Raw genomic sequence first — 23,154 nt, forward strand, 5'->3', positions numbered from 1 at the left:
GGAACTCATCGGCCCGGCCGGGTGGCGAGGGTCACATCGAGCGCGCGCGCCGACGCCGTCCAGGACGGTTCTCGTCCTGGACGGCGTGAGAAGGCGCGATCGGGGGGCTACGAGGCGGGGAGGCCCAGGGCGCGGGCGATGAGCATGCGCTGGACCTCGGACGTTCCCTCGCCGACTTCGAGGATCTTGGCGTCGCGGTAGAAGCGGCCGACGGCGTACTCGTTCATGAAGCCGTAGCCGCCGAAGATCTGGGTGGCCTCGCGGGCGTTGTCCATGGCCGCGTTGGACGCGACCAGCTTGGCGATGGACGCCTGCTTCTTGAAGGGCTCGCCCTTGAGCATCCGGGCGGCGGCGTCGTAGTAGGCCAGGCGGGCGGTGTGGGCGCGGATCTCCATGTCGGCGACCTTGAACTGGATGGCCTGGTAGCGGCCGATCTCCTTGCCGAACGCCTCGCGCTCGCGGACATAGCGGAGGCACTCGTCCACGCAGCCCTGGGCGAGCCCGACGGACAGGGCGGCGATGGCGATGCGCCCCTCGTCCAGGATGCGCAGGAACTGGGCGTAGCCGCGGCCGCGCTCGCCGACGAGGTTGGCCGCCGGGACGCGGACGTCGTCGAAGGACAGCTCGCGGGTGTCGGAGGCCGACCAGCCGACCTTGGAGTACTTCTTGCCGACGGTGAAGCCCGGGGTGCCGTTCGGGACGATGATCGTGGAGATCTCGCGCTCGCCGGTGAGGGCGGTGACGGTGGTGAACGCGGTGATGTCGGTGCCGGAGTTGGTGATGAACGACTTCGAGCCGTTGATCACCCAGTGGTCGCCGTCCAGGCGGGCGGTGGTGCGCATGCCCCCGGGGACGTCGGAGCCGCCGCCCGGCTCGGTGAGGCCGAACGCCGCCAGCCGCTCGCCCGAGGCGAGCCGGGGCAGCCACTCGGCCTTCTGCTCCTCGGAGCCGAACCGGAAGATCGGCATGGCGCCGAGGGAGACGCCCGCCTCCAGGGTGATGGCCACGGACGAGTCGACGCGGGCGAGCTCCTCCAGGGCCAGGCAGAGCGCGAAGTAGTCGCCCCCCATACCGCCGTGCTCTTCGGGGAAGGGCAGGCCGAACAGGCCCATCTTGCCCATGCCGGAGACGATCTCGTAGGGGAACTCGCCCCGCTCGTAGAGGTCGCCGATGACGGGGGCCACGGTCTCGCGGGCGAAGCGCTCGACGGTGCTCCGCAGTTCCTCCTGCTCGTCGGTGAGCGTGAAGTCGATCATTGTTGCTCCGTTTCCGGGGACAGGGCCTGGACGACGCGGGAGGGGCTCGGGCGTCCCAGGTGGGCGGCCATCCAGCGGCTGGTCTCGATGAGTGGGGTGAGGTCGACGCCGGTCTCGACGCCGAGGCCGTCGAGCATCCAGACGAGGTCTTCGGTGGCGAGGTTGCCGGTGGCGCTCTCGGCGTAGGGGCAGCCGCCGATGCCGCCCGCGGACGCGTCGACGGTGGTGACGCCCGCCTGGAGGGCGGCCAGGGTGTTGGACAGGGCCTGTCCGTAGGTGTCGTGGAAGTGGACGGCGAGGAGCTCGGTGCCCACGCCCGCCTTGACCAGCGCGTCGATCAGCGCGGTGACCTGGCCGGGGGTGCCGACGCCGATGGTGTCGCCGAGGCTGAGCTGCGAGCAGCCCATCTCCATCATGCGGGTGGCGACCGAGACGACCTGCTCGATCGGGACGTCGCCCTCCCACGGGTCGCCGCAGACCATCGAGACGTAGGCGCGCACCCAGAGCCCCTGGGAGCGGGCCCTCTCGACGACCGGCGCGAACATGGCCAGGGACTCGTCGACGGTGCGGTTGAGGTTGCGCCGGGCGAAGGTCTCGGTGGCGCTGCCGAAGATGGCGATCTCGGTGGCGCCGTTGGCCAGTGCGCGGTCGAGGCCGCGCTCGTTGGGCACCAGGACGGGGTAGCGCAGCTCGGGCGAGCGCGGCAGGACGTCCAGGAGCTCCTCGGCGTCGGCGAGCTGCGGGATCCACTTGGGGTGGACGAAGCTGGTGGTCTCGATCGTCCGCAGCCCGGCGGCGGCCAGGCGGGTGACGAACTCGGCCTTGACCGCGGCGGGGACGATCGTGTCTTCGTTCTGGAGCCCGTCCCGGGGGCCGACCTCGTAGATCGTCACCCGTTCCGGAAGCCCGGGAAGCCGAACCCGCATCCTCACCCCTCCTCGATCACGGCGAGCACCGCGTCGAGCGCCACCTGGGCGCCCGCGCGGGCCGGGAGCTGTGCCACGACCCCGGCGATCGGGGCGGTGACGGTGTGCTCCATCTTCATGGCCTCGACGACCACCAGCGGCTGGCCCTCGGTGACGGTGTCGCCCTCGGCGACCTTGACCGCCAGGACGGTGCCGGGCATCGGGCTGCGCAGCACGCCGTCCCCGGCCACGGCCGCGCCGCCGCCGCTCTCGGCGCGCACGTGCTCGGTCAGGGCCCAGGTGCGGCCCTCGCGTCCGAGCCACAGCGTGTCGCCGTCGCGCGCGGCGGCGAACGAGAGCGTCCGCCCGGCGTAGGTCAGCCGGAGGGTGGACCCGTCGCGGCGAAGCGAGGCGTCCACCGGGTCGGCGTCCGCGACGGCCACCCGGGCGGACGGCGCGCGTCCCTGGACGCGGACCTCGACGGGCTCGCCGCCCGACGGGGTGATGATCCAGGGCGTCCAGGCGGGGGCGCCGGGACGCCAGCCGTCCGGGATGGCCCAGGGGTCGGGGTCGCCGGTCTCCAGGGCGTCCATGCGTTCCAGCGCGGCGGCGGCCAGGGCCTCCCCGGGGACGGGTGCCGCCGGGGTGAGCGCGTCCAGATGCCGCTCGACCAGGCCCGTGTCGAGACGGCCCTCGGCCACCTCGGGGTGGGCGAGAAGCGCGCGCAGGAACGCCACGTTGGTGGGGACGCCGAGCAGCGTGTAGTCGGCGAGGGCCCGGTCGAGCCGCGCGAGGGCCTCGGCGCGGGTGGCGCCCCACACGATGACCTTGGCGAGCATGGGGTCGTAGGAGCCGCCGATCTCCGTCCCCTCGGCGAGGCCGGAGTCGACGCGGACGTGCTCCCCGGACGGCTCCGACAGCGCCAGCACCGAGCCGCCGGTCGGCAGGAAGCCGCGTGCCGGGTCCTCGGCGTAGACGCGCGCCTCGACCGAGTGGCCGGTGAGCGCGACGTCGTCCTGGCCGAACGGGAGCGGCTCGCCCGCCGCCACGCGCAGCTGGAGTTCGACCAGGTCGAGGCCGGTGACCAGCTCGGTGACGGGGTGCTCGACCTGGAGGCGGGTGTTCATCTCCATGAAGAAGAACTCGCCGGGACGGTCGGCCGACACGATGTACTCGACGGTACCGGCACCCGAGTAGCCGACGGCCTTGGCGGCGGCGACGGCCGCGGCGCCCATGCGCTCGCGCGCGGCGGCGTCCAGCAGCGGCGACGGCGCCTCCTCGATGATCTTCTGGTGGCGGCGCTGGAGGCTGCACTCGCGCTCGCCCAGGTGCACGGCGTTGCCGTGCCCGTCGGCGAAGACCTGGATCTCGATGTGCCGGGGGTTCTCCACGAACCGCTCGGCCAGCAGCGTGTCGTCGCCGAACGACGAGCGGGCCTCGCGGCGGGCCGAGGCGATCGCGTCCGGCAGCTCCGACGCCTCGCGGACCAGCCGCATCCCCTTGCCGCCGCCGCCCGCCGAGGGCTTGATCAGGACGGGGAGGCCGACCTCCAGCGCGGCGGCCGCCAGCTCGTCGTCGGTGAGGCCGGGTTCGTTGCGCCCGGGGACGACCGGCACCCCGGCCGCCGCCACGGTCTGCTTGGCGCGGATCTTGTCGCCCATCGCCTCGATCGCGGACGCGGGCGGCCCCACGAAGACCAGCCCCGCGTCGGCGCAAGCGCGCGCGAACGCGGTGTTCTCCGCCAGGAACCCGTACCCGGGGTGGACGGCCTGCGCGCCCGTCACGTGGGCGGCCTCGATCACCGCGTCGATGTCGAGGTAGGACGGGACGCGGACGGCCTCGTCCGCCGCGCGCGCGTGCGGGGAGGCGTCGTCGGCGGCGGTGTGGACGGCCACCGACCGGACGCCGAGCCGCCGCAGGGTCGCGAAGACCCGCACCGCGATCTCGCCGCGGTTGGCGACCAGGACGCTGTCGAACATCATCGTTCCCTCACATCCGGAAGACGCCGTAGCCGACCGGCTCCAGCGGTGCGTTGGCGGCCACCGACAGGCCCAGGCCCAGCACGCGGCGGGTGTCGAGCGGGTCGATCACGCCGTCGTCCCAGAGCCGCGCCGTGGAGTAGTAGGGGTTGCCCTGGTGCTCGTACTGCTCGCGGATCGGCGCCTTGAACGCCTCCTCGTCCTCGGCCGACCACGCGTCGCCGAGCTGGTCGCGCCGGACGGTGGACAGGACGCTGGCGGCCTGCTCGCCGCCCATGACCGAGATGCGGGCGTTCGGCCACATCCACAGGAAGCGGGGCGAGTAGGCCCGTCCGCACATGGCGTAGTTGCCGGCCCCGAAAGAGCCGCCGATGACGACCGTGAACTTGGGCACCCGGGCGCACGAGACGGCGGTGACCATCTTGGCGCCGTTCTTGGCGATGCCGCCCGCCTCGTACTCGCGCCCGACCATGAAGCCGGTGATGTTCTGCAGGAACACCAGCGGGATGCTGCGCTTGTCGCACAGCTCGATGAAGTGCGCGCCCTTCAGCGCCGACTCGCTGAACAGGATGCCGTTGTTGGCGATGATCCCCACCGGGTGGCCGTGGATGCGGGCGAAGCCGGTGACCAGCGTGGTGCCGTACTCGGACTTGAACTCGCTGAAGCGGCTGCCGTCCACGATCCGGGCGATGACCTCGCGCACGTCATACGGGGTGCGCGAGTCGGGCGGGACGACCCCGTACAGCTCGGACGGGTCGACGGCGGGCTCGCGTGAGGGCTCCAGGTCCCAGGGGCGCGGCTCGCGCGGGCCGAGCGTGGCGACGATGTCGCGGACGATGCGCAGCGCGTCGGCGTCGTCCTCGGCCAGGTGGTCGGTGACGCCGGACACGCGCGAGTGCAGCTCGCCCCCGCCGAGCTCCTCGGCGGTGACGACCTCGCCGGTGGCGGCCTTCACCAGCGGCGGGCCGCCGAGGAAGATCGTCCCCTGGTTGCGGACGATCACCGCCTCGTCGCTCATCGCCGGGACGTACGCGCCGCCCGCCGTGCACGAGCCGAGCACCGCCGCGATCTGCGGGATGCCGCGCGCCGAGAGCGTGGCCTGGTTGTAGAAGATGCGCCCGAAGTGCTCGCGATCGGGGAACACATCGTCCTGCCGGGGCAGGAAGGCGCCGCCGGAGTCGACCAGGTACACGCAGGGGAGCCGGTTGTGGAGCGCCACCTCCTGCGCCCGCAGGTGCTTCTTGACCGTGATCGGGTAGTAGGTGCCGCCCTTGACCGTGGCGTCGTTGGCCACGACGACGCACTCGCGTCCGGAGACGCGGCCGATGCCCGTGATGATCCCGGCGCCGGGGGCCTCGTCGTCGTACATGCCGGTCGCGGCCAGCGGCGAGAGCTCCAGGAACGGCGAGCCGGGGTCGAGCAGCGTGTCGACCCGGTCGCGGGGGAGCAGCTTGCCGCGGGCGACGTGCCGCTCGCGGGAGCGCTCGGGCCCGCCGCGCCCGGCCCGGTCGACCCGGTCGCGCAGCTCGGCGGCCAGCCCGGCGTTGTGGGCCGCGCCGTCCTTGAACGCCTCGCTCGCGGGGTCCGCGCGCGTCCCCAGCTCAGGTCCGGTCATGGGCCTTCCCTTGTTAATGGTCGTTAACAACGACGATGTTAATGCTCGTTAACATCCCTCGTCTACACTATCCATCATGACCGAGGCGCTGGGCGTGTCCCCCCGCAGGGCGGAGATCCTGGCCGCCGCCGCCGAGCTGTTCGCGCGACGCGGCTTCCACGGGGTGTCCATCGGCGACCTCGGGCGCGCCGTCGGCCTTACGGGGCCCGCGCTGTACCGGCATTTTCGCGGCAAGGAGGCCGTCCTGGCCGAGATGCTGCTCGACATCAGCGAGCGGCTGCTGGCCGAGGGCGTCCGCCGCGCCGGGGACGCCGACCCCGCCGGGGCCCTCGACGCCCTGCTGCGCTGGCACATCGCGTTCTCCCTGGACAACCCGGCACTGATCACCGTGCACGAGCGCGAGCTCGACAACGTCCCGCAGCCGCAGCGGCACGCCGTCCGGCGCATCCAGCGCGCCTACGTCGAGGAGTGGGTCCGGGTCGTGCGGCGCCTGCGCCCGGACGAACCCGAGGAGCGCGTCCGCGCCGCCGTCCACGCCTGCTTCGGCCTGCTGAACTCCACCCCGCGCAGCGCCGCCGGCCTCGACCGCGAGGCCATGGCCGACCTCCTGCGCTCCATGGCCCGCGCCGCCCTCGTCGGAGCGCCGCATAAGTGTTGACTTACGTCCGCCGGTGCGGGTCTGATGGAGAGATCCGTTCTGGGGAGGACGTATGGACGTCGAAGGGGCCGTTTTCTACGAGATCGCTTCGGGGGACCCCGGGCGGGTGGCGTTCGCCGGTGCGGGGGAGCGGGTTACGTATGGGCAGGTTCATGACGAGGTGAACCGCCTCACCCGGGCGCTGCGGCGGCTGGGGCTGGGCGTGGGCGACACCGTGGCGACCCTGCTGGGGAACCGGCGCGAGTTCCTGACCGTCCTGCTGGCCGGGGCCCAGGCCGGGTTCTACATCGTCCCGGTGAGCCGCCATCTCAAGGCTCCGGAGATCGCCTACATCCTGGCCGACAGCGCGGCGAAGGTCCTGGTCACCGAACACGCGTACGCGGGGGAGGCGACGGCGGCGGCAGACGAGGCGGGGCTGGCGCGGGACGTCCGCGTGTCCGTGGACGCGGCCGACGGCTACGTCGGGCTGGACGCGCTGCTTTCCGGCGAGTCACCCCAACCGCCGGACGGGCGCGTCATGGGCACGCTCATGCTCTACACCTCCGGGACGACGGGCAGACCCAAGGGAGTTCGCAGGCCCCTGGTGGAGATCTCCCCCGAATTGCTGTTCACATTGCTGCTGAAGAGCGTCGGCGGCAACCTCGGCCTCGAACCCGGGGACGAGGTCCATCTTGCCGTGGGGCCGCTGTATCACTCGGCACCGTGCGTCCACGCGCTGATGGCGCTCAACCTCGGCCACACGGTGGTGGTGAGCGAGCACTTCGACCCCGAACAGACCCTGGATCTGATCGAACGGCACCGCGTGACCAACACCTTCATGGTGCCGACGATGTTCCACCGGATGCTCGCCCTCCCCAAAGAAACACGCGACCGCTACGATCTGTCGTCGCTGCGCCAGGTGTTCCACAGCGCGGCCCCGGTCCCCGTGGACACCAAGCGGCGGATGCTCGACTGGTGGGGGCCGGTCATCCACGAGTACTACGGCTCCACCGAGAGCGGCCCCGTGGTGGTCGCGGGCCCGCGCGAGTGGCTCCGGCACCCGGGGACGGTCGGCCGCGCCGTCCCCGGCCACGACGTCAAGATCTTCGACGAGTCGGGCACCGAACTGCCCCCGGGTGAGCCGGGCATGATCTACGTGCGCGGGCACACGCCGTTCGAGTACCACGGCGACCCGGGCAAGACCGCGCGGTCGATGCTCGGCGAGTACTACACGCCCGGCGACATCGGCCACCTGGACGAGGACGGCTGGCTCTACATGAGCGACCGCCGCACCGACCTCATCATCTCGGGCGGGGTGAACATCTATCCCGCCGAGGTCGAATCGGTGCTGCTCCAGCATCCGGCCGTCGCCGACGTGGCGGTCATCGGCGTCCAGGACGACGAATGGGGCCAGAAGGTCGTCGCGCTCGTCGAACCCGTCCCGGACGCCGTCCCCGGGGACGCCCTCGCCGACGAGATCCTCGCCCACTGCGAGAGCAGACTCGCACGGCTCAAACACCCCCGGGAGCTGGAGTTCCGCACGTCCCTGCCACGAACTCCCGCGGGCAAGCTGAGCCGGGGACGCGTCCGCGACGCGTACCTCCGCGAGAAGGGCGGCTGATCCGTCGAACGCCCCCCGGGGCGCGTGCGTACAACCGCACATGACGGACCAGAAAGTCGCTCCTGTGAACGGCGCCCCGACCATCCAACGCCCGCCCCAGGATCCGACCCCCGCCCCCGGGTGGTCCACCACGCCCGAGCAGGCCGGCCCCACCACCCCCGGTCGCGACACCACACCAGCACAGAACGCAGCCCCCGATCGCCCCCACGCGTCCGCCCGCCCCAACACCCCTGGTCGCGACGTCGCACCGGCACTGGGCGCAGCTCCCGAGTGGTCCGCTGCCCCCGGGCGGGATGTTGCGTCGGCGCCTGGCCCAGCGCCTGAGGGCGCCATCGTGTCCGAGCGGGCTGCCGCACCCGAGTGGGACGTTGCGGTGGCGCAGGGGGCGGCGGCCGCGCGGGGTGGCGTGTCGGGGTGGGACGTCGCGTCCGGTGGGGCGGTCGGTGATGCGGTTGCGGTGTGGCCGTGTGCCAACTGCGGGAGGCCGGTGCCGCAGCCGGTTCGGGGGGCGAGGACGATTCGCTACTGCGCCGGGGACGAGGGCGGCTGTGCGTTGGAGGCTCGGGAGCGCCGCGAGCGCGGTCGTGACGCCCCGGGGCTGACCGGGCAGGTCGCGGGCGCGTGGGAGATGGTCGAGCGGCTGGAGGGCATGGCCGAGCGGCTCGCGGGGGCGCTCGCCGCCGAGCTCAGCGTCGCGGGCGTGGAGCGGCGTGTGGCCGACGTACGTGCCGAGGCCGCGGGGCACATCGCCGTCGCCCAGGAGGAGCGCGACATTTCCCAGCAGCAGGCGGAGTCGGCCTGGCGCGAGGTGGCCTCGGCCAGAGCGCGCGCGGAGGCCGCCGAAAAGGACGCGGACGGTGCTCGTGCCGAGGCCGACCGGGCGGTCGCCGAGCGCGACGCCGCCCGTGAGGAGTGCCGTGAGGCCAAGGAGACGGCCGAGCGGGCCGCAGCCGCGCGGATGGCCGCCGAGACCGAGCGCGACCGCGTGAACGAGCGTGAGGGCGAGCTGCTGGCCGCTCTGGAGTCGGCCCGGGCCGAGCTGGTCACGCTGCACGCGCGGCTGTCGGAGTCCGAGACGATCATGGAGGGGCAGCGGATCGAGTCGGCCGCGGCCCGCCGCGCCGCCGACGACCTGCGCACGGCGACCCGCGAGGCCGAGACCCGGCGGGGCCAGGCCCTCGCCGAGCGCGACCAGATCCAGGCCAGGCTGCACGAGGTCGAGCGGCGCGACTGGGAGCTCGTCCGCGTGGTTGAGGAACTGCGCTCGGCCACCCGGGCGCTGACCGGCGAGCGGGACGCCGCCCGCGCGGAGGCCGAGCGCGCCCGCCACCGTGTCGACACGCTGATCCGGCGGGCCGACGGCCGCCGTCCGGACGGGAACGCCCCGCACGAGCCGCGTCGCGGCGTCCCCGAGAGCGACGAGGAGCCCAAGACCGGGGTGCACAACCTCAACGGCGTCCATTTGCCGCACGCCGGATGACCATCCCCCGCCCCCGCACCCGAATCAGAGGAGGTGAGGTCTCACATTCTGTAGCACTGGCCCCGTATACCGGCCGTCGTCCCGCACCGGGGTGGACGGCGGCCGGTGCTAGTGCTTTCGGGGGCGTTCCAGGGAAAGCAGGGGACGGTCGCCGGGCCCCGGTGTCACGCGCACCCGGGCCTCGAAGTGTTCGGCCAGGGCCGACTCCGTCAGGACCTCGGTGGGTGTTCCCGCTGCGGCCACGCGTCCCCGCGCCAGCAGGACGAGCGCGTCGGCGTACTGGCCGGCCAGGGTGAGGTCGTGGATCGTGGTCATCACGGTCAGTTCGTCGGCGAGGCGGAGCTGGTCGATGAGCTCCATGACCTGCTGCTGGTGGCCGATGTCGAGGGCGCTGGTCGGCTCGTCCAGCAGCAGCACCGAGGTCTGCTGCGCCAGGGCGCGGGCGATGACGGCGCGCTGCCGTTCGCCGCCCGACAGATGGTCGAGCGGCCGGGACGCCAGCCCGGTCAGGTCGAGCCGTTCGAGTACCTCCGCCGCCACCGACCGGTCGTGGGCGCTCTCCCGTCCCAGATGCGGGATGTAGGGGGAGCGGCCCAGCAGCGTGTAGTCGAAGACCGTCATGCCTGGGGGCAGGTTGGGAATCTGTGGGGCGTAGGCGACCAGGCGTGCCCGCTGGCGGGGTTTGAGCGCGCGCGGGTCAGTACCCGCGACCGTCACCTCTCCCTCGCCGGGACGCAGGCCGAGGATCGCGCGCAGAAGAGTCGACTTCCCCGCCCCGTTAGGCCCGATGACCGCCGTCCAGGATCCGGCGGGGACGTTCAGGGTGACGCCCTTGAGGACGGGACGTCCGTCCAGCGCCACGTCCAGCTCGCGCACGGCTATGCCGATCACGTGTCCACCTGCCTTCGGGTGGCGCGCAGTACCGCCACGAAGAACGGCCCCCCGACGAAGGCCGTCACCACGCCGAGCGGCATCTCCCCGGGGGCGACGACCGTCCGGGCGAACAGGTCGGCCAGTTCCAGGAAGGCGGCCCCACCCAGCAGCGACAGGGGCAGGACGACCCGGTAGGAGCCGCCCGCCAGCCGCCGCACCACGTGCGGGACGACGATCCCGACGAAGCCGATCAGCCCGCTGACCGCGACCGCGCTGGCCGTGGCGAGCGACGCCGCGACGATCACGATCAGGCGGACCCGGGCCGCCGACAGGCCGAGCGAGGACGCCTCCTCCTCGCCGACGCTGAGGACGTCCAGCAGGCGCCCGTGCAGCAGCAGGAGCACCGACGACCCGATCGCATACGGGGCGACCATGGCGAGCTGGTCCCAGTCGGCCGAGCCGACACCGCCGAGGATCCAGGAGAAGATGCGCTGGAGCTCCTCGGCTTTGGCCTGTTGCAGGAAGGTCTGGACGGCCGCGAGGAAGTTCGACACCGCCACACCGGCGAGGACCAGCGTTGCCGCGCCGGGGCCGTTCCCCCGTCCGGCCATGCTCCCCAGGCTGTAGGCGAGGAACACACCGGCTATGGCACCGACGAACGCGGCCAGGGGCACGGCGTAGCCCGGTTCGCCCGGCACCAACACGATGACGAGCGTCGCCCCCACCCCGGCTCCGGCGGCGGCGCCGAGCAGATAGGGATCGGCCAGCGGGTTACGGAAAACGCCCTGGTACCCCGCCCCGGCCAAGGCGAGCAGCCCGCCGACCATGGCGGCCATGAGCACGCGCGGCATCCGCAGCTCGAACAGCACATTCCGTTCGAGGGGGCTGAGACCTGACTCGACGTGGACGAACGGCACCCGGTCGAGAAGTTCCTTCAGGACGCCCGAAACGGGGAGGTCGGCCGCGCCCACCAGCAGCCCGGCCACCAGCGTCGCCGCGAGCAGGGCGAGCGCGGCGGCCAGGGGCAGCGGGCGCAGCCGCGCGGGTCGCGCGTCCTTCACGGGGTCAGGCCGACGCCTTCTGCGCGGCGTCCCCGATGGCCTTGGCGAACTCGGGCAGGCGCGGGCCCCACCGGGACGCGACGTCGTCGTCCAGCTCGATCACGCCTCCGCCCTTGACCGCGCCGAGCCCCTGCCACCCGGGACGCTTGGCGACGGTCGCCGCCGTCTGGCTCGCGATCTTGGTGTCGGCCAGGAAGATCAGGTCGGGGTCGCTCTTGACCAGGTACTCGCGCGACAGCTGCGGATACCCGCCGGCGGCCTTCTCGGCCTTGTCGGCGATGTTCTCCATCCCGAACAGGCCGTAGACCTGGCCGATGAACGTCTTGGACGTCACCGTGTGCAGCTGGGAATCGAGCTCGTGGTAGTAGCTGAGCTTCTTGCCCTTGGCGGCCGCGACGGTCTGCTGGATCCTGGTCCGCATGTCGTCGGTGAGCTTCTTGGCCTCGGCGACGTGCCCGGTGGCCAGCCCGAGGTCGGTGATCTCGTCGTAGGCGTCGTCGAGCTTGGTGGCGGCAGGCTCGAGCAGCACCGGGATCTTCACCTTCTGCAGCGACTTGACGATGCCGTCCATGTCGTCGGAGAGCACGACCAGGTCGGGCTTGTACCCGATGATCGCCTCGGCGTTCGGCTTGAACCCCGAGAGCTTGGTCTTGGGCGCCTGCGCCGGGTGGTTGGAGTACTCGTCGGCCGCGACGACCTGCTTGCCGGCGCCGATCGCGAACAGCGTCTCGGTGTGGGTCGGGGACAGCGACACGATCCGCTTGGGGGTCGCGGGGACGGTGACGGCGCCGTTGGCCGCCTGGACGGTGACCGCCTTGCCCGCGTCCGCGGGTTTGTCGTCGTCCGAACCGCCGCATCCGGCCGCCAGCGTCATTACCGCGATGACCGCGCCCAGAGCACGTACGGGTCTCAAGAGAGCCTCCATGGCTTACGGGAAGGCAGGACCCGGTCATGACGGGTCGCCCTTCCACGAGGTCGAGAATCGTCGGCGCGCGGGAGGCGACCTGGCTCAGCCCTCGGACGGGGCACACAGTTGCGGGACAGCGCCGGATTCACACCGGACTTCGCTCCACGACGCGCGTGAACTGCAACGTTATCAGTGGATTTTCGCGCCGGTGGATTCGGTCAGGCCCGCAGCGACTTGAGGAACACCCGGGTGCGCACGGCGTCCTCCCCGGGGGTGAACTCGCCCGCCACGAAGTCGGTGACGCCCGCGGCGTCCAGTTCCTCGATCTTCGCGCGGACGGTGTCCTCGTCGCCGATCAGGGCGAGGTCGGCGGGCCCGACGGCGCCCTCACGGTCCATCATGGCCCGATAGGACGGGAGCGTCCCGTAGACCTTGAAGACCTCCGCCGCGCGCGCTCTGGTGCCTTCGATGTCGCTGGTGACGCACACAGGCAGCACGCAGACCACCCGGGGAGCGGGACGTCCCGCGTCCTTGGCGGCGGTCGTGATGGCGGGGACGATGTGGTCGCGGACCGTCGCGGGCCCCGTCATCCACAGCGCCGTACCGTCCGCCCGCTCACCGGCCAGCTTCAGCATCTTGGGCCCCAGCGCGGCCAGGACGACCGGGACGCGCCCTTCGTTGGGAACGGTCAGCCCCACCTGCGCCTTGACGGTCTCGCCCGCGAACGAGGCGGGCTTGCCGTCCAGCAGGGGGAGGAGCACCGACAGGTACTCGTCCATGTGGCGCAGGGGACGGCCGTAGTCGTAGCCGAACATGTCCTCTATGACGACCTTGTGGGACAGCCCGATGCCCAACGTGAGCCGGTTCTGCCCAAGGGCGAGCGCGGTCGTGCGGGCCTGCTGCGCCATCGTCACCGGGTGGCGCGGATACGTCGGGACCACGGCCGTGCCCAGCTCGACGTCCGGCACCTGCGACCCGGCCACGGCCAGCGCGGTCAGCGCGTCCAGGCCGAAGATGTTCGACATCCACACCGAGTCGAGGCCGTCGTCGGCGACGCGCCGCACGTCGTCGGTGAGCTTCCCGAGCGCGTTCGGGCCGCTCCGCTCGCTCAACGTCACACCGATCCGCACGGTGACCTCCTGGGTTGCATGACCGTATCCATCGATTCTGGCATGCCGCCGCTCAGGGCTCGCGCACCGGGTCGCCGACCGCGCGGTCGCGTCCCTCGGCGAAGAACGCGTGCACCGCCGTCGTCCCGGGGAGCAGCCGCAAGGGGCGCGCCGCTCCGAAGGGGGCGTTCCAGAACACGCCCAGACGAGGCCGGTAGGGCCCAACGTACGCATAGGGCTCGGACAGGTAGGCGTCGCCTGGCGAGACCCCGTAGTTGACCTCGTCGAGGACGATCGCCACGTCGAAGTGCTCGGGCCACAACACGGGCTCGCTCCCGGGTGCCAGCCGCCGCAATGCCTCGTCCCCGCGGACGAAGCATTGCGCGAGGTGCTCGGCGGCCTCGGCGTCCACGTCCAGGACCTCGTCCGGGTCCACGCCGCTGCCGTCCCCGTATAGGCCCTCCGGGGGCCCGACCTCCGCCTCGACTGCCGCCCCCAGCTCGCGGCAAGACGTGCCGTTCAGCGGGATGACCCGTTCCCCGGCGACGAGCTCGCTCCCCACCACGCGCAACCGAGGCTCGGTCACCGTCGCGAAACCGCCCTGCACGACCCCGAGCCGGATCGACCCGCTCCGCCGGTGCTGCGGCCCCGCGAAAACCAGTTCGGCCACTCCGTGCAGGGCTCGTCGCGTCCCGATGAGATCCATGGTCACACCGTCTCCCATCCACCCCGGCCCCGTCGAGACCGGGCGGGATCAGGCGTGTTCGACCCTGATGCGGCGCGCCGCGAGGGCGGCGACCAGACGTCCGGTGGCGGGAAGCTCCAACCGTGTCCACCCGCATGCGCGCGCTCGATATTGACTGATAATCAATCAACATCGACGCTAATGGCCTCCCTCCACGACGTCAATCGTCTTAGGCTCACACCATGGTGACCCGCACGAAGGCCAGGCCCGACCGCCGCGCCCTGCTCGTCCAGGCGGCGGCGGAGCTGTTCGCCGAGCGTCCCTACGACGAGGTCACCACCACCCAGATCGCCAAGCGCGCGGGTGTGGCCTACGGCCTGATAGCCCACCATTTCACCAACAAGCGCGGCCTCTACCTCGCGACCATCCACGCCATAGCCGAACGCATGCGCGCCCTGCACGAGGCCCCGGCCGAAGGCGACACACCCTCACAGCAACTGCGGTGGGCCATCGGGCGCCACATCGCCCACATGGAGGACAACGCCGCCCGTTTTCTCTCCCTTATGCGCGGAGGCAACGGCTCCGACCCCGACGTCCGCGCCGTCATCGACGACCTGCGCTGGCAGGGCGCACGCCGCCTCCTGACGGCGCTCGGCGTGGGCGAGGACGTGCGTCCCGTCCTGCGCACGGCCATGCGCGGCTGGGTCGGCTACCTGGACGAGGTCGTCATCGACCACCTGCGCCACCGCGACGTCCCCCGGGACGACCTCGTCGAACTGTGCGCCACCACACTCGTGACCGCCCTGCGCACCGCCCACGCCCTCGACCCCCACGCGGGCATCGACACGGATCTCCTCAGCTGATGGCCCCCGAACCGCTGACCCTCTACACCAGCGACGGCGTCCGCATAGACGCGGGACACAGCCCCGGCCAGGACGACCTGTGTTTCGTCGTGGCGCACGGCTTCACCTGCTCCTGGCGCCAGCCCATGCTCCGCAGGATCTCCCGCGTCCTCAACCTCTACGGGGGCGTGATCGGCCTGGACATGCGCGGCCACGGCCGTTCGGGAGGCCGCTCCACCGTGGGCGACCGCGAGGTGCTCGACGTGGACGCCGCCGTACGGGAGGCCCGCCAGCTCGGCTACCAACGCGTCGCGGTCACAGGCTTCTCCATGGGCGGCGCCGTCGCCCTCCGCCACGCGGCCCTGCACGGGGGCGTGGACGCGGTCGTCTCCGTCAGCGCCCCGGCCCGCTGGTACTACCGCGACACGGTCCCCATGCGCCGCGTCCACTGGGCCATCGAACGCCGCGTAGGCCGGATGGCCGTCCGGCTGGCCAGAGGAACCCGCATCGCCCCTGACGGATGGCATCCCGTCCCCATGGCCCCTCACGAGCTCGTCGGGCGAATAGCACCCGTCCCGCTCCTCCTGGTCCACGGCGACGCCGACCCGTTCCTCCCACTCGAACACGCGCACCAGCTATACGAGGCCGCCCAAGCCCCGCGCGAACTCTGGGTAGAGCCCGGCTTCGGCCACGCCGAAGTAGCCGCGACGCCCCAGCTCATCAAACGCCTGGCGACCTGGACTAGGGCTCGATAACCCGATCGTCCATATGCGCCCCGTAAAACGCGACCTGGCGGGCCATCAGCTCACGCATGGACGTCCCCCGAGGAACCCCATACACCGTCTGAGGAAAATCAAGCCCCCGCTGCACCTCCCACAGTTCCTCATGCCGATCGGGTGAATAGAATTCCGCCGGATCCCCCACAGCGATCCACCCGATAGGCAAAACAGCCCCACCCACAACCCGCGAATTCACATGCACCACACTGTTGATCCGAAGCTCGGCCCGCCTCTCAACCACAGCCCCAGGAAAAACAGAGACCCCTGTAGCGACGAACACTTCGTCCCCAATAGCCGCCCCATTGACATGCGCATGCGGCCCCACCAATACAGCATCCCCCAAAACGGCCGGCCCAGACCCCCGCCCCCGAACCAGGGCATTCTCCATAACAACCACATCGTCCCCGACCCGCACCTCTCCGTCCTCCGCCGTCAGCACGGCCCCATGCAAAACCCGAACCCGCTCGCCCAAACGCACGGCCCCACACAGAACCGCCGAAGGCGCCACATAAGCCGATTCCGGAACAAATGGCCGCGCGCCCCGATGCTCCACCAGCACAACACCCTCCAAAGCAAGTTATCCACAGATTTCGAAGCCGCTTTCCTTGAGCCCGCCCGCAAGCCACGCTCGAAGGATGAGAGCGGTCACCTGGAAACGCGCGGACAACGGCCTGATCTTCCCGGCCGCCCCCGGCGTCTACATCGCACCCGGCCAGAACACACCCCTGGCCGCCCGAGCCTCCATGCTCAGCACCCTCCTCCCCGAAGACGTCGTGGTCGCCCGCCGAACCGCCGCCTGGATCTGGGGCCTGGACGTCCTGCCCCCGGGCACCAAAGAGGCTCAATGGCCCGTAGACGTCATCACCGACCCCATCGACCCCACCCACATCGTCACCCAGTCCGGCGTCCGCGTCACCACCCTCACTCGTACCGCCCTCGACTGCACCCGCTGGCTCCCACGCCTGGAAGCCCTGGCCGCCCTCGACCAGTTCCTCCGCCGCGACGTAGACCTGACCGAACTCAAATCCATGGCCCAAGCCCTCCAGGGCCAACCCAACGCCGCCCGCCTCCTCACCCTCCTCCGCCTGGGCGACCCGGGAGCCGCCTCCCCAGCCGAAAGCTGGACCCGCCTCATCGTCATGGACGCCGGCTTCCCCCGCCCCCAAACCCAAATCCCCGTCCCCGGCCCCCACAACGCCAACCTCTACGTAGACCTCGGCTACACCAAATACCGAGTGGGCATCGAATACGACGGCGAACAACACCACACCGGCCAAGCGGCCCGCACCCGAGACCACCACCGCCGCCGCTGGCTAGCCACCGAAAAAGGCTGGGAAATCATCCCCCTGACCAAAGAATTCCTCTACACCCCCAAGCCCTACCTAGCAGCCCTCCTCACGACCCTACAAACCCGAGGCTGGACCCCCACCACCCCCCAACTAACCAAACTAACCACCCACCTATCCCGTTAACCGGCTCTTCACAGACGGGGGTGTAGCCGCGGCCTGAATCCGCCGGTTTCGAGCAGTGATCTGGCGATGTAGTTGGTTAGGTTGCGGAAGCCCAGGGCGGAGCCGCGCAGGTGCTCGAGCCGTCCGTTGATCGCCTCGGTGGGTCCGTTGCTGGTGCCGGGCCGGTCGAAGCAGGCCAGCACGTCGACCGCGCGCTTCTTCAGGGGCCGCCCCAGCGTGATGACCTCGACCAGAGCACGTGGGACGTCCTGGCCGATCGACTCGATCAGCTTGACCGTGAGTCCACGGCCACGACGCCGGTCGGGTTCGCGGTAGGCGGCGATCATCCGCTGGTAGATGCCCCAGGTCGCTTCGACTTCGACGTGCGCGCCGTCGGCAAAGAGGGCAGCGAACCGGTCCTTCTGTTTGTCGGTGAGCAGGTCGGCTCCGGTGTGCAGGGTGCGTCGCGCCGAGTACACCGAGTCGTCCTTGCGGCCACGGTGACTGTGGATGGCTTGCTGGACTCGGTGGCGGCACTCAGCGAGGGCGTCATCGGCCAACCGCGCAACGTGGAAGGCGTCCGTCACGGTCCCGGCGTCGGGCAACTCCTCGACGGTGGCGGTCTTGAAGCCGGTGAACCCGTCCATCGCCACGACCTCGACCGCGGCGCGCCAGGCGTCCTCTCGTTCGGCCAGCCAGGACTTGAACGCATGCTTGGAGCGGCCCTCGAGCATGTCCAGGAGCCTGGCGGGTCCGGTGCCGTCGCGGACGGGGGCGAGGTCGATGATCACGGTGACGTACGTATCGGCGCACGACGACCTCCAGTGTCGTTGGCCGCAGCGGAGCGGCTCGTGCGCCAACGGGCGGACCACGGTGTCACATGGGCGTCCCCCGGCCCCGCAGTGGTGACACCACTGGTCCGGCTCTACGATCCGGCAGACCAAGACAGCGCGGTCGGGTTTCAGCCGCTGACCAGACGGCCTCCAGGCCGAGCTCGTCAAGGCCGCAGAACGTGGTCAGGTCAGCGCAAGAGAGGATGGCGTCGTGCACGCGAAGGCCGTCTGGATGAGTACCGTGAGATCCGCTGAAATCTCGACTCCTACTCGGGGCCGACGCGATCCCTTCCGGCTGTGGCGATCACGAGATCTTCTCCTCCGATAGGGCTGAGGCCATCGTGCCGGTGGGCGAAGTAGCGTTCGTGCAGGTCGGTGGAGGTCATGACGTTGACGTCCGCGAACCCAGCTTCGCGGGCAAGATCGGCGGCCTGGTCAGGTGTCAACAGGCTCAGCCAGGGATGCCCGGAGGCGGCGGCGCCCTTCGTCGCGCCTTCTAGGATGGAGCGCACCTCGGACGGTGCCATCTCGATCGGCCGTGAGTAGCTGAACACCATGATGGAACCCGCTGCCAGCGAAGCGGTCTGACGTAGCGTTGTCGAGATCGCCTCCGCTGTGAGGTACATGGTCACACCGAGCATCGAGACGACGGTCGGCTCCGTTGGATCCAGCCCGGCCTCGACGGCTTTGGCGAGCCATGACTCACCGGCTTCGAAGTCAACGGGCACCAGGCGCAGCCGCGCCGGGTCAAGCAGCCCGAGCTGAACGAGCCGGTCCCGCTTCCAGGCTTGGGTGGCGGGCGCATCGATCTCGAAGACGCGCACGGGGCCCTTGTGTCGCTGAGCGAAAGTGTCGAGGCCGGCGCCAAGGAGGACGTACTGGCATGCACCAGAGGTGCTGAGAGTGTCCTCGGCGGCCCGGCTTCGGGCGATGATCGAGGCGCGGTTGGCCCGCGTCCGCACTGGTTCCATGTCAGGACGTGCCCGCCATGTCTCGCCGACTCCCGCGACTTCCAACCCGAGCAGGTCATCAAGGATGTGCGGCGGGTCGTCCACCAGCACGTGTAGGCCTCGCCACAGCGCCGTGCGAACCGCAGTGGAATCAGGTTTCTCGGACACGAGACCCTAGGCCTGGTCCGCGATGTGGTCGCTCAGCGGCGCCTGGAGTCCCCACACCCGTCCGTCGGGATCGCGCAGAGTGGTCATCGCAGTTCCGAAGTGCGTCCGCTCGAACGGTCCGTCGACGGCGAGGTCCCTCAGTTGCTGCTCGACAGCTTCGGCATCAGCGACCTTCAGCACCAGCTGCAGACCCGGAGCACGATCCTCGGGAATCTCGGCGATGAACACCGGCGGCCCCACCTTGCTGCGCAGTTGGCCGGACTGATGATCAGTCTCGAACTCCAGCTCGTACCCCAACGCCTGGAAGAACCGGGCCGCCTTGCCCCAGTTGTGCGTCTCCAGAAACAGAGCCTCAATGCCCTCGCTCACCATGTCAGTTCTTCTTCCTCTCACTGGATCCGGGTCGTGAGGCGTCCGCTTGGTCCAGATAGGCCGCCAGAGACTCAGCCACGATCGAGCTCAGCGACCGCTCCGACTCCACTGCGTGGTGCTTGACGCGCTTGATCAGCTCTACCGGCAGATACACGTTGAACTGCTTGACCTCATCCGCGCTCACCTTGGTGATGCTAGCACTCTAGGTTTCTAGCAGCCAGACCACCAGTCCGAGGACCGCCACGACGGGGTAAACGGCCCAGCACCCGACGCGTCGGCCCATACCGGCAGTCCGTTGAAGTGGCAGCTCGATCACCTCGCTCGGCCGCATGTCGCCCACTCCAACACCGGCATCAGGCGACACGGCCCGGGCTGTTGGTTCAACAGCGTCGACGAGCCTTCGAAGGGCTCGCCGCTTCTTTAGGCCGCCGACAACAACACGCGCGGACCAGCGCTACACCCTCAACTGCGAAGAGCCCGAGCCTGAGTTCGTGGTCGGTCTTGGAAGCGACCACCACACTGCCGTTTCGCCCCCAGCCTGCCGCGCCGCCCGGAGTCCAACCTGCCCCGCCCCGCAGCGCCCGCTACCTGACCGTAGGAGCGACCACCACGTCGCGGTTTCGTCACCAGCCATCGGCGCTGCCCGAAGTCCAACCTGCTTTCGCCACGCAACGCCCGCTGCCCAGCCCCTCTTGCAACCACCTCACCGCCATTCCGTCACCATCCATCCACGGCCCCGCGAGCCGAACCTGCTTTCGCCCTGTCACGCCGACGCAGCGTGCCCCTCAATGACTCGGACTCAGCATCCAAGGCCCGCCACCTCACCCACACGCCGAAGCCGCGCGGTGTCCCGTCTTTGTGGTGTTCACGCACCGGTGGTGCCGAGTGGATGCGGTGTTCACACGTCTGCGCTGTCCGTCTCACCAACGGCATGTACTGCTCAGCCGCTGTCAGGGTTGTGGGGCGAGAGGGAGTGGGTCCTTCTGTGGTTTTTTTGATCGTGGGGTTTTCAACTTTGGGGTGTTTGAATACGTTTAAACGATCTTCGCGGGGATCGAAATTTCAGGATCGGGGGCGGGGCGGTCGGGGTTTGAGCTGTGGCTTCGAGGGCTCTTCGACCCTTGTTTGTGGCGGGCGAGGCGGGCGGTCTCGGTTGGAGTGAAATACGATTTCGAATTCCAGGTTCAGGTCGCGATCTACACGGCTCTGCCGGAGTGATGCCCCGTGAAACGCACCCGCCGTCTGATTCTGTTGAGTACCACTGTCGCCCTGTCGCTGGTATCTGGCCCCATGGTCGCGGCCTCGCCAACGTCGGACGGCCTGGCCGTCGAGGTTGGCGCGGCGGCTGAACCCTTCTGCTACGGAGAACCCTCGACCCCGGGGGCCGACATCGCTGATCTCAAGGCGCGTTTCCGGCCCTCGAACTGGATGTCGACCTTGCAGGAGATGTACCGGCGGCGGTGGCCCAGCGGAGAGAAGCTGGCCATCGCGCAAGCGGGCGACAAGTACTGGGAACAGTTCGTGGACACCCGGAGCTTTGAGGCATTCGCCGAGTCGATGATGGTGGCGATCCACGAGGAAACCCACATGTGGGACCTGGATCCGTCCCGGACCAGGTGGGACGTGCACACCGCGGCCTGGATCAACGCCTCACAGCAGGCGACCACCGTCCCGCTGCACGGCGGCTTTCCTCGCCGAGAGATCCTGCCGCTGATCACCGACAAGTTCAGCGAGAGCATGGACCGCATCTACCTGCGGGACCCGCAGCAGGGCGGCTACCGGACGCAGGGCGTGCTGGCGGAGCTGAACGCCGGGCTGATGGGACTGCCTGCGGCCACGGTGGTGCAGGAGTACATCAAGGGGGTCGGGGCCAGCAACTCGCGAGATATCGCTGCCACGAACCTTCGCTACCTGCTTCTTTACCTGCGTGTGGCCAAGGACCGCTACCCCGCCTACTGGGCCAAGATCAAGAATGAGCCCAAGCTGCGCGAGCTCGCCTTGATCCAGTTCCTGCGCACGGCCTACTGGCTGGAGAAGTCCGCGCCCTACGCGGGCAAGCTCGGCAGTCCCGACGCTGACCGGATCACCGCGACGAACTACGCTCCGGCGAACATCTCCATAATTGAGGAGTTCACCGGCGCTACCGTTCGCCGCGACACTGACAAGCATTGCACCGTCTGAGATTCCCTGGCTCGCAGGGACGAAGGTGGAGCGTCGAACTTCCTGCTATTGGCGTGGCTGCCACGAGGCGGGAGGGGACTTAGCGGGTCCTGAGTATTTCTACTCAGGACTGTGGCTTTGGGGCGCCGCAGACTTGGCGCCATGACGACATCGACGGTGGTCAAACCCGCGGGTTTGACGGCGTTCTTCATCCAGGCGGCGATCTCGTTCGCCGTGTCGAGTACTGCGGTCGGCCTCGGCATCATCTACCTCCCCGTCAGTCCCTGGGTGCGGGGTTCCTCGCGCTTGGGCTGTTGTACGTGATCACGTCGACCTTCACGCTCGCCAAATGCGTCCGGGACAAGCAGGAGTCGCAGGCGATCACCAGCCGCGTGGACCAGGCACGTCTCGACAAGCTCCTTGCGGAGCACGACCTGTATGCGACGCCCCCGCTGTGATCGTGACGGCCTGCCACGCCCCCCTGACCGAACACGCCTCGCGATGAGCTGTCGGCGACCACCCTGATGCAAGCGATTCGGCAACCCTTGTTTGGCTCGATCCCGCCCCTCGCCTTCCTCGCTGGAGGCGTTGGGGTGGGGTGAAGGTGCGTGGTGATTGGTCGTGTGGGGCGGGCTTGTGGGCTTTGTGGTGTCCCGGCCGCGTCGATCTCGGCACCCGCGTCCTGCTGGAGGAAGCGGGCGGGGAGGGGGTGGGGTGGTTCTGAGGGGTGGGGTCTTGGACTTTTGGGGGAGGGGGGCTAGGTCTTCGGGGGTGGTTTTGGGGGTGGGGGTCGGTCGTTGGGGGGAATGTTTGCCAAGGGGCTTTGCAAAGGGGCTTTGCGGAATTTAGGGTTCGGGGCATGACACAGCCACGGGCGGAGGAGATCACCGATCCGCAGCAGGTGCGGCTTCTGGCGCATCCGTTGCGGCAGCGGATCGCCGAGATGATGCGGCGGGGGCCCGTCTCGTCGACGACGCTGGCGCGGGCGCTGGGTGAGAGCACCGGCTCGACGAGTTATCACCTGCGGCAGATGGCCAAGTACGGGTTCATCGAAGAGGTGCCCGAGCTGTCGCGGGGACGGGAGCGGTGGTGGCGGACGGTTGCCGCCGATCGGCGGATACCGCGCTACAGCGAGCAGAGTCCCGAGATGCGGGAGGCCGTCGACGAGGTCACGCGGCTGGAGTACGCCAACGAGCTGGAGTTGCTCGGGCGGTTCCAGCGTGAGCGGGACGACCTGGGCCCGTGGGCGGACGCGCTGCTGTTCTCCTACGCGACGGTCACGCTGACGCTGGACGAGCTGCGCCCCTTCTTCGAGGAGTACATCGCGCTGCTGTACCGGTACAAGCGTCCCGAGGGGGAGGTCCCCGAGGGCGCCCGGACGCTGCATGCCCGGTTCATGGCTTTCCCCGAGATAAGTGAGGAGGCCGGAGAGTAAGGCCCGGACCGCCGAGTTGCCGCTCGGCGGCCCGGA

The 23,154-nt window shown here is 70.0% G+C and carries 20 protein-coding genes, 2 pseudogenes and 1 riboswitch; of the genes and pseudogenes, 9 read left to right on the plus strand and 13 right to left on the minus strand.

Going from position 1 to position 23,154, the window contains the following annotated elements:
* Positions 1-107: 107 nt before the first annotated feature.
* From ACQPY4_RS16330 to ACQPY4_RS16345, 4 genes are read right to left on the minus strand one after another with little or no spacing between them, the layout of a single operon-like run.
* The gene (locus ACQPY4_RS16330; RefSeq protein WP_433337146.1) at positions 108-1,256 is read right to left on the minus strand and encodes an acyl-CoA dehydrogenase family protein; all 1,149 of its coding nucleotides are present in this window, start codon (positions 1,254-1,256) and stop codon (positions 108-110) included.
* Positions 1,253-2,182, minus strand: a complete 930-nt coding sequence (locus ACQPY4_RS16335; protein WP_433337148.1) for a hydroxymethylglutaryl-CoA lyase — start codon at positions 2,180-2,182, stop codon at positions 1,253-1,255. Before ACQPY4_RS16335 ends, ACQPY4_RS16330 begins: the two co-directional genes overlap by 4 nt.
* Before the next feature lie 2 nt (positions 2,183-2,184).
* Complete coding sequence (locus ACQPY4_RS16340; protein ID WP_433338934.1) at positions 2,185-4,140, minus strand: acetyl/propionyl/methylcrotonyl-CoA carboxylase subunit alpha; 1,956 nt, start codon at positions 4,138-4,140, stop codon at positions 2,185-2,187.
* Positions 4,141-4,150: 10 nt separating this feature from the next.
* Positions 4,151-5,755, minus strand: a complete 1,605-nt coding sequence (locus ACQPY4_RS16345) for a carboxyl transferase domain-containing protein (protein ID WP_433337150.1) — start codon at positions 5,753-5,755, stop codon at positions 4,151-4,153.
* Positions 5,756-5,831: 76 nt separating this feature from the next.
* On the opposite strand from ACQPY4_RS16345, the gene ACQPY4_RS16350 reads away from it, so the two are divergent.
* The 3 genes from ACQPY4_RS16350 (at position 5,832) to ACQPY4_RS16360 (ending at position 9,493) form a co-directional block, all read left to right on the plus strand.
* Positions 5,832-6,413: an SACE_7040 family transcriptional regulator gene (locus ACQPY4_RS16350; protein WP_433337152.1), complete on the plus strand. Its 582-nt coding sequence runs from the start codon at positions 5,832-5,834 to the stop codon at positions 6,411-6,413.
* Positions 6,414-6,465: 52 nt separating this feature from the next.
* The gene (locus tag ACQPY4_RS16355) at positions 6,466-8,013 is read left to right on the plus strand and encodes an AMP-binding protein (RefSeq protein ID WP_433337154.1); all 1,548 of its coding nucleotides are present in this window, start codon (positions 6,466-6,468) and stop codon (positions 8,011-8,013) included.
* Between the two features lie 553 nt (positions 8,014-8,566).
* Complete coding sequence (locus ACQPY4_RS16360; protein ID WP_433337156.1) at positions 8,567-9,493, plus strand: hypothetical protein; 927 nt, start codon at positions 8,567-8,569, stop codon at positions 9,491-9,493.
* Positions 9,494-9,601: 108 nt separating this feature from the next.
* Here the strand turns inward: ACQPY4_RS16360 and ACQPY4_RS16365 are convergent, their stop codons facing one another.
* From ACQPY4_RS16365 to ACQPY4_RS16385, 5 genes are all read right to left on the minus strand, one after another.
* Entirely contained in the window at positions 9,602-10,384 is a 783-nt protein-coding gene (locus ACQPY4_RS16365; protein WP_433337158.1) for an ABC transporter ATP-binding protein, read from the minus strand.
* Complete coding sequence (locus ACQPY4_RS16370; RefSeq protein ID WP_433337160.1) at positions 10,381-11,427, minus strand: FecCD family ABC transporter permease; 1,047 nt, start codon at positions 11,425-11,427, stop codon at positions 10,381-10,383. The genes ACQPY4_RS16365 and ACQPY4_RS16370 overlap by 4 nt, the downstream gene beginning before the upstream one ends.
* Positions 11,428-11,431: 4 nt before the next feature.
* Positions 11,432-12,340 carry an ABC transporter substrate-binding protein gene (locus ACQPY4_RS16375; protein ID WP_433337162.1) on the minus strand — a complete coding sequence of 303 codons (909 nt, stop codon included), beginning with the start codon at positions 12,338-12,340 and terminating at the stop codon, positions 11,432-11,434.
* A gap of 64 nt (positions 12,341-12,404) precedes the next feature.
* Positions 12,405-12,521: riboswitch (cobalamin riboswitch) on the minus strand.
* A 31-nt stretch (positions 12,522-12,552) separates the two neighbouring features.
* On the minus strand, positions 12,553-13,464 hold the full coding sequence (locus ACQPY4_RS16380; RefSeq protein ID WP_433337164.1) for an LLM class F420-dependent oxidoreductase: 912 nt from the start codon (positions 13,462-13,464) through the stop codon (positions 12,553-12,555).
* Positions 13,465-13,516: 52 nt separating this feature from the next.
* A complete protein-coding gene (locus ACQPY4_RS16385; RefSeq protein ID WP_433337166.1) occupies positions 13,517-14,155 on the minus strand; it encodes a hypothetical protein in 639 nt (212 codons plus the stop codon).
* A 215-nt stretch (positions 14,156-14,370) separates the two neighbouring features.
* On the opposite strand from ACQPY4_RS16385, the gene ACQPY4_RS16390 reads away from it, so the two are divergent.
* The 3 genes from ACQPY4_RS16390 (at position 14,371) to ACQPY4_RS16400 (ending at position 17,221) form a co-directional block, all read left to right on the plus strand.
* Positions 14,371-14,991 (plus strand): TetR/AcrR family transcriptional regulator, encoded by a 621-nt coding sequence (locus ACQPY4_RS16390; RefSeq protein WP_433337168.1) that lies wholly within the window; start codon positions 14,371-14,373, stop codon positions 14,989-14,991.
* On the plus strand, positions 14,991-15,725 hold the full coding sequence (locus ACQPY4_RS16395; protein WP_433337170.1) for an alpha/beta hydrolase: 735 nt from the start codon (positions 14,991-14,993) through the stop codon (positions 15,723-15,725). The genes ACQPY4_RS16390 and ACQPY4_RS16395 overlap by 1 nt, the downstream gene beginning before the upstream one ends.
* Positions 15,726-16,384: 659 nt before the next feature.
* Positions 16,385-17,221, plus strand: a complete 837-nt coding sequence (locus ACQPY4_RS16400) for a hypothetical protein (protein WP_433337172.1) — start codon at positions 16,385-16,387, stop codon at positions 17,219-17,221.
* 8 nt (positions 17,222-17,229) lie between these two features.
* Here ACQPY4_RS16400 and ACQPY4_RS16405 read toward each other — a convergent pair.
* The 4 genes and pseudogenes from ACQPY4_RS16405 to ACQPY4_RS16420 all read right to left on the minus strand — a co-directional run bounded on the left by ACQPY4_RS16405 (position 17,230) and on the right by ACQPY4_RS16420 (position 19,707).
* Positions 17,230-18,250: pseudogene (locus ACQPY4_RS16405) on the minus strand (ISL3 family transposase).
* 49 nt (positions 18,251-18,299) lie between these two features.
* On the minus strand, positions 18,300-19,094 hold the full coding sequence (locus ACQPY4_RS16410) for a class I SAM-dependent methyltransferase (RefSeq protein WP_433337174.1): 795 nt from the start codon (positions 19,092-19,094) through the stop codon (positions 18,300-18,302).
* Between the two features lie 63 nt (positions 19,095-19,157).
* Entirely contained in the window at positions 19,158-19,523 is a 366-nt protein-coding gene (locus tag ACQPY4_RS16415) for a VOC family protein (RefSeq protein ID WP_433337176.1), read from the minus strand.
* A gap of 1 nt (position 19,524) precedes the next feature.
* Positions 19,525-19,707 (minus strand): ribbon-helix-helix protein, CopG family, encoded by a 183-nt coding sequence (locus ACQPY4_RS16420; RefSeq protein WP_433337178.1) that lies wholly within the window; start codon positions 19,705-19,707, stop codon positions 19,525-19,527.
* Positions 19,708-20,747: 1,040 nt separating this feature from the next.
* Between ACQPY4_RS16420 and ACQPY4_RS16425 the strand changes: the two genes are divergently transcribed.
* The 3 genes and pseudogenes from ACQPY4_RS16425 to ACQPY4_RS16435 all read left to right on the plus strand — a co-directional run bounded on the left by ACQPY4_RS16425 (position 20,748) and on the right by ACQPY4_RS16435 (position 23,118).
* Positions 20,748-21,704 (plus strand): hypothetical protein, encoded by a 957-nt coding sequence (locus ACQPY4_RS16425; RefSeq protein ID WP_433337180.1) that lies wholly within the window; start codon positions 20,748-20,750, stop codon positions 21,702-21,704.
* Positions 21,705-21,845: 141 nt separating this feature from the next.
* A pseudogene (locus tag ACQPY4_RS16430) lies at positions 21,846-22,141 on the plus strand (YiaA/YiaB family inner membrane protein).
* A 401-nt stretch (positions 22,142-22,542) separates the two neighbouring features.
* Complete coding sequence (locus ACQPY4_RS16435; RefSeq protein ID WP_433337182.1) at positions 22,543-23,118, plus strand: helix-turn-helix domain-containing protein; 576 nt, start codon at positions 22,543-22,545, stop codon at positions 23,116-23,118.
* Positions 23,119-23,154 lie beyond the last annotated feature (36 nt).

Source organism: Spirillospora sp. CA-294931 (assembly GCF_050946795.1).
GTDB lineage: Bacteria > Actinomycetota > Actinomycetes > Streptosporangiales > Streptosporangiaceae > Spirillospora.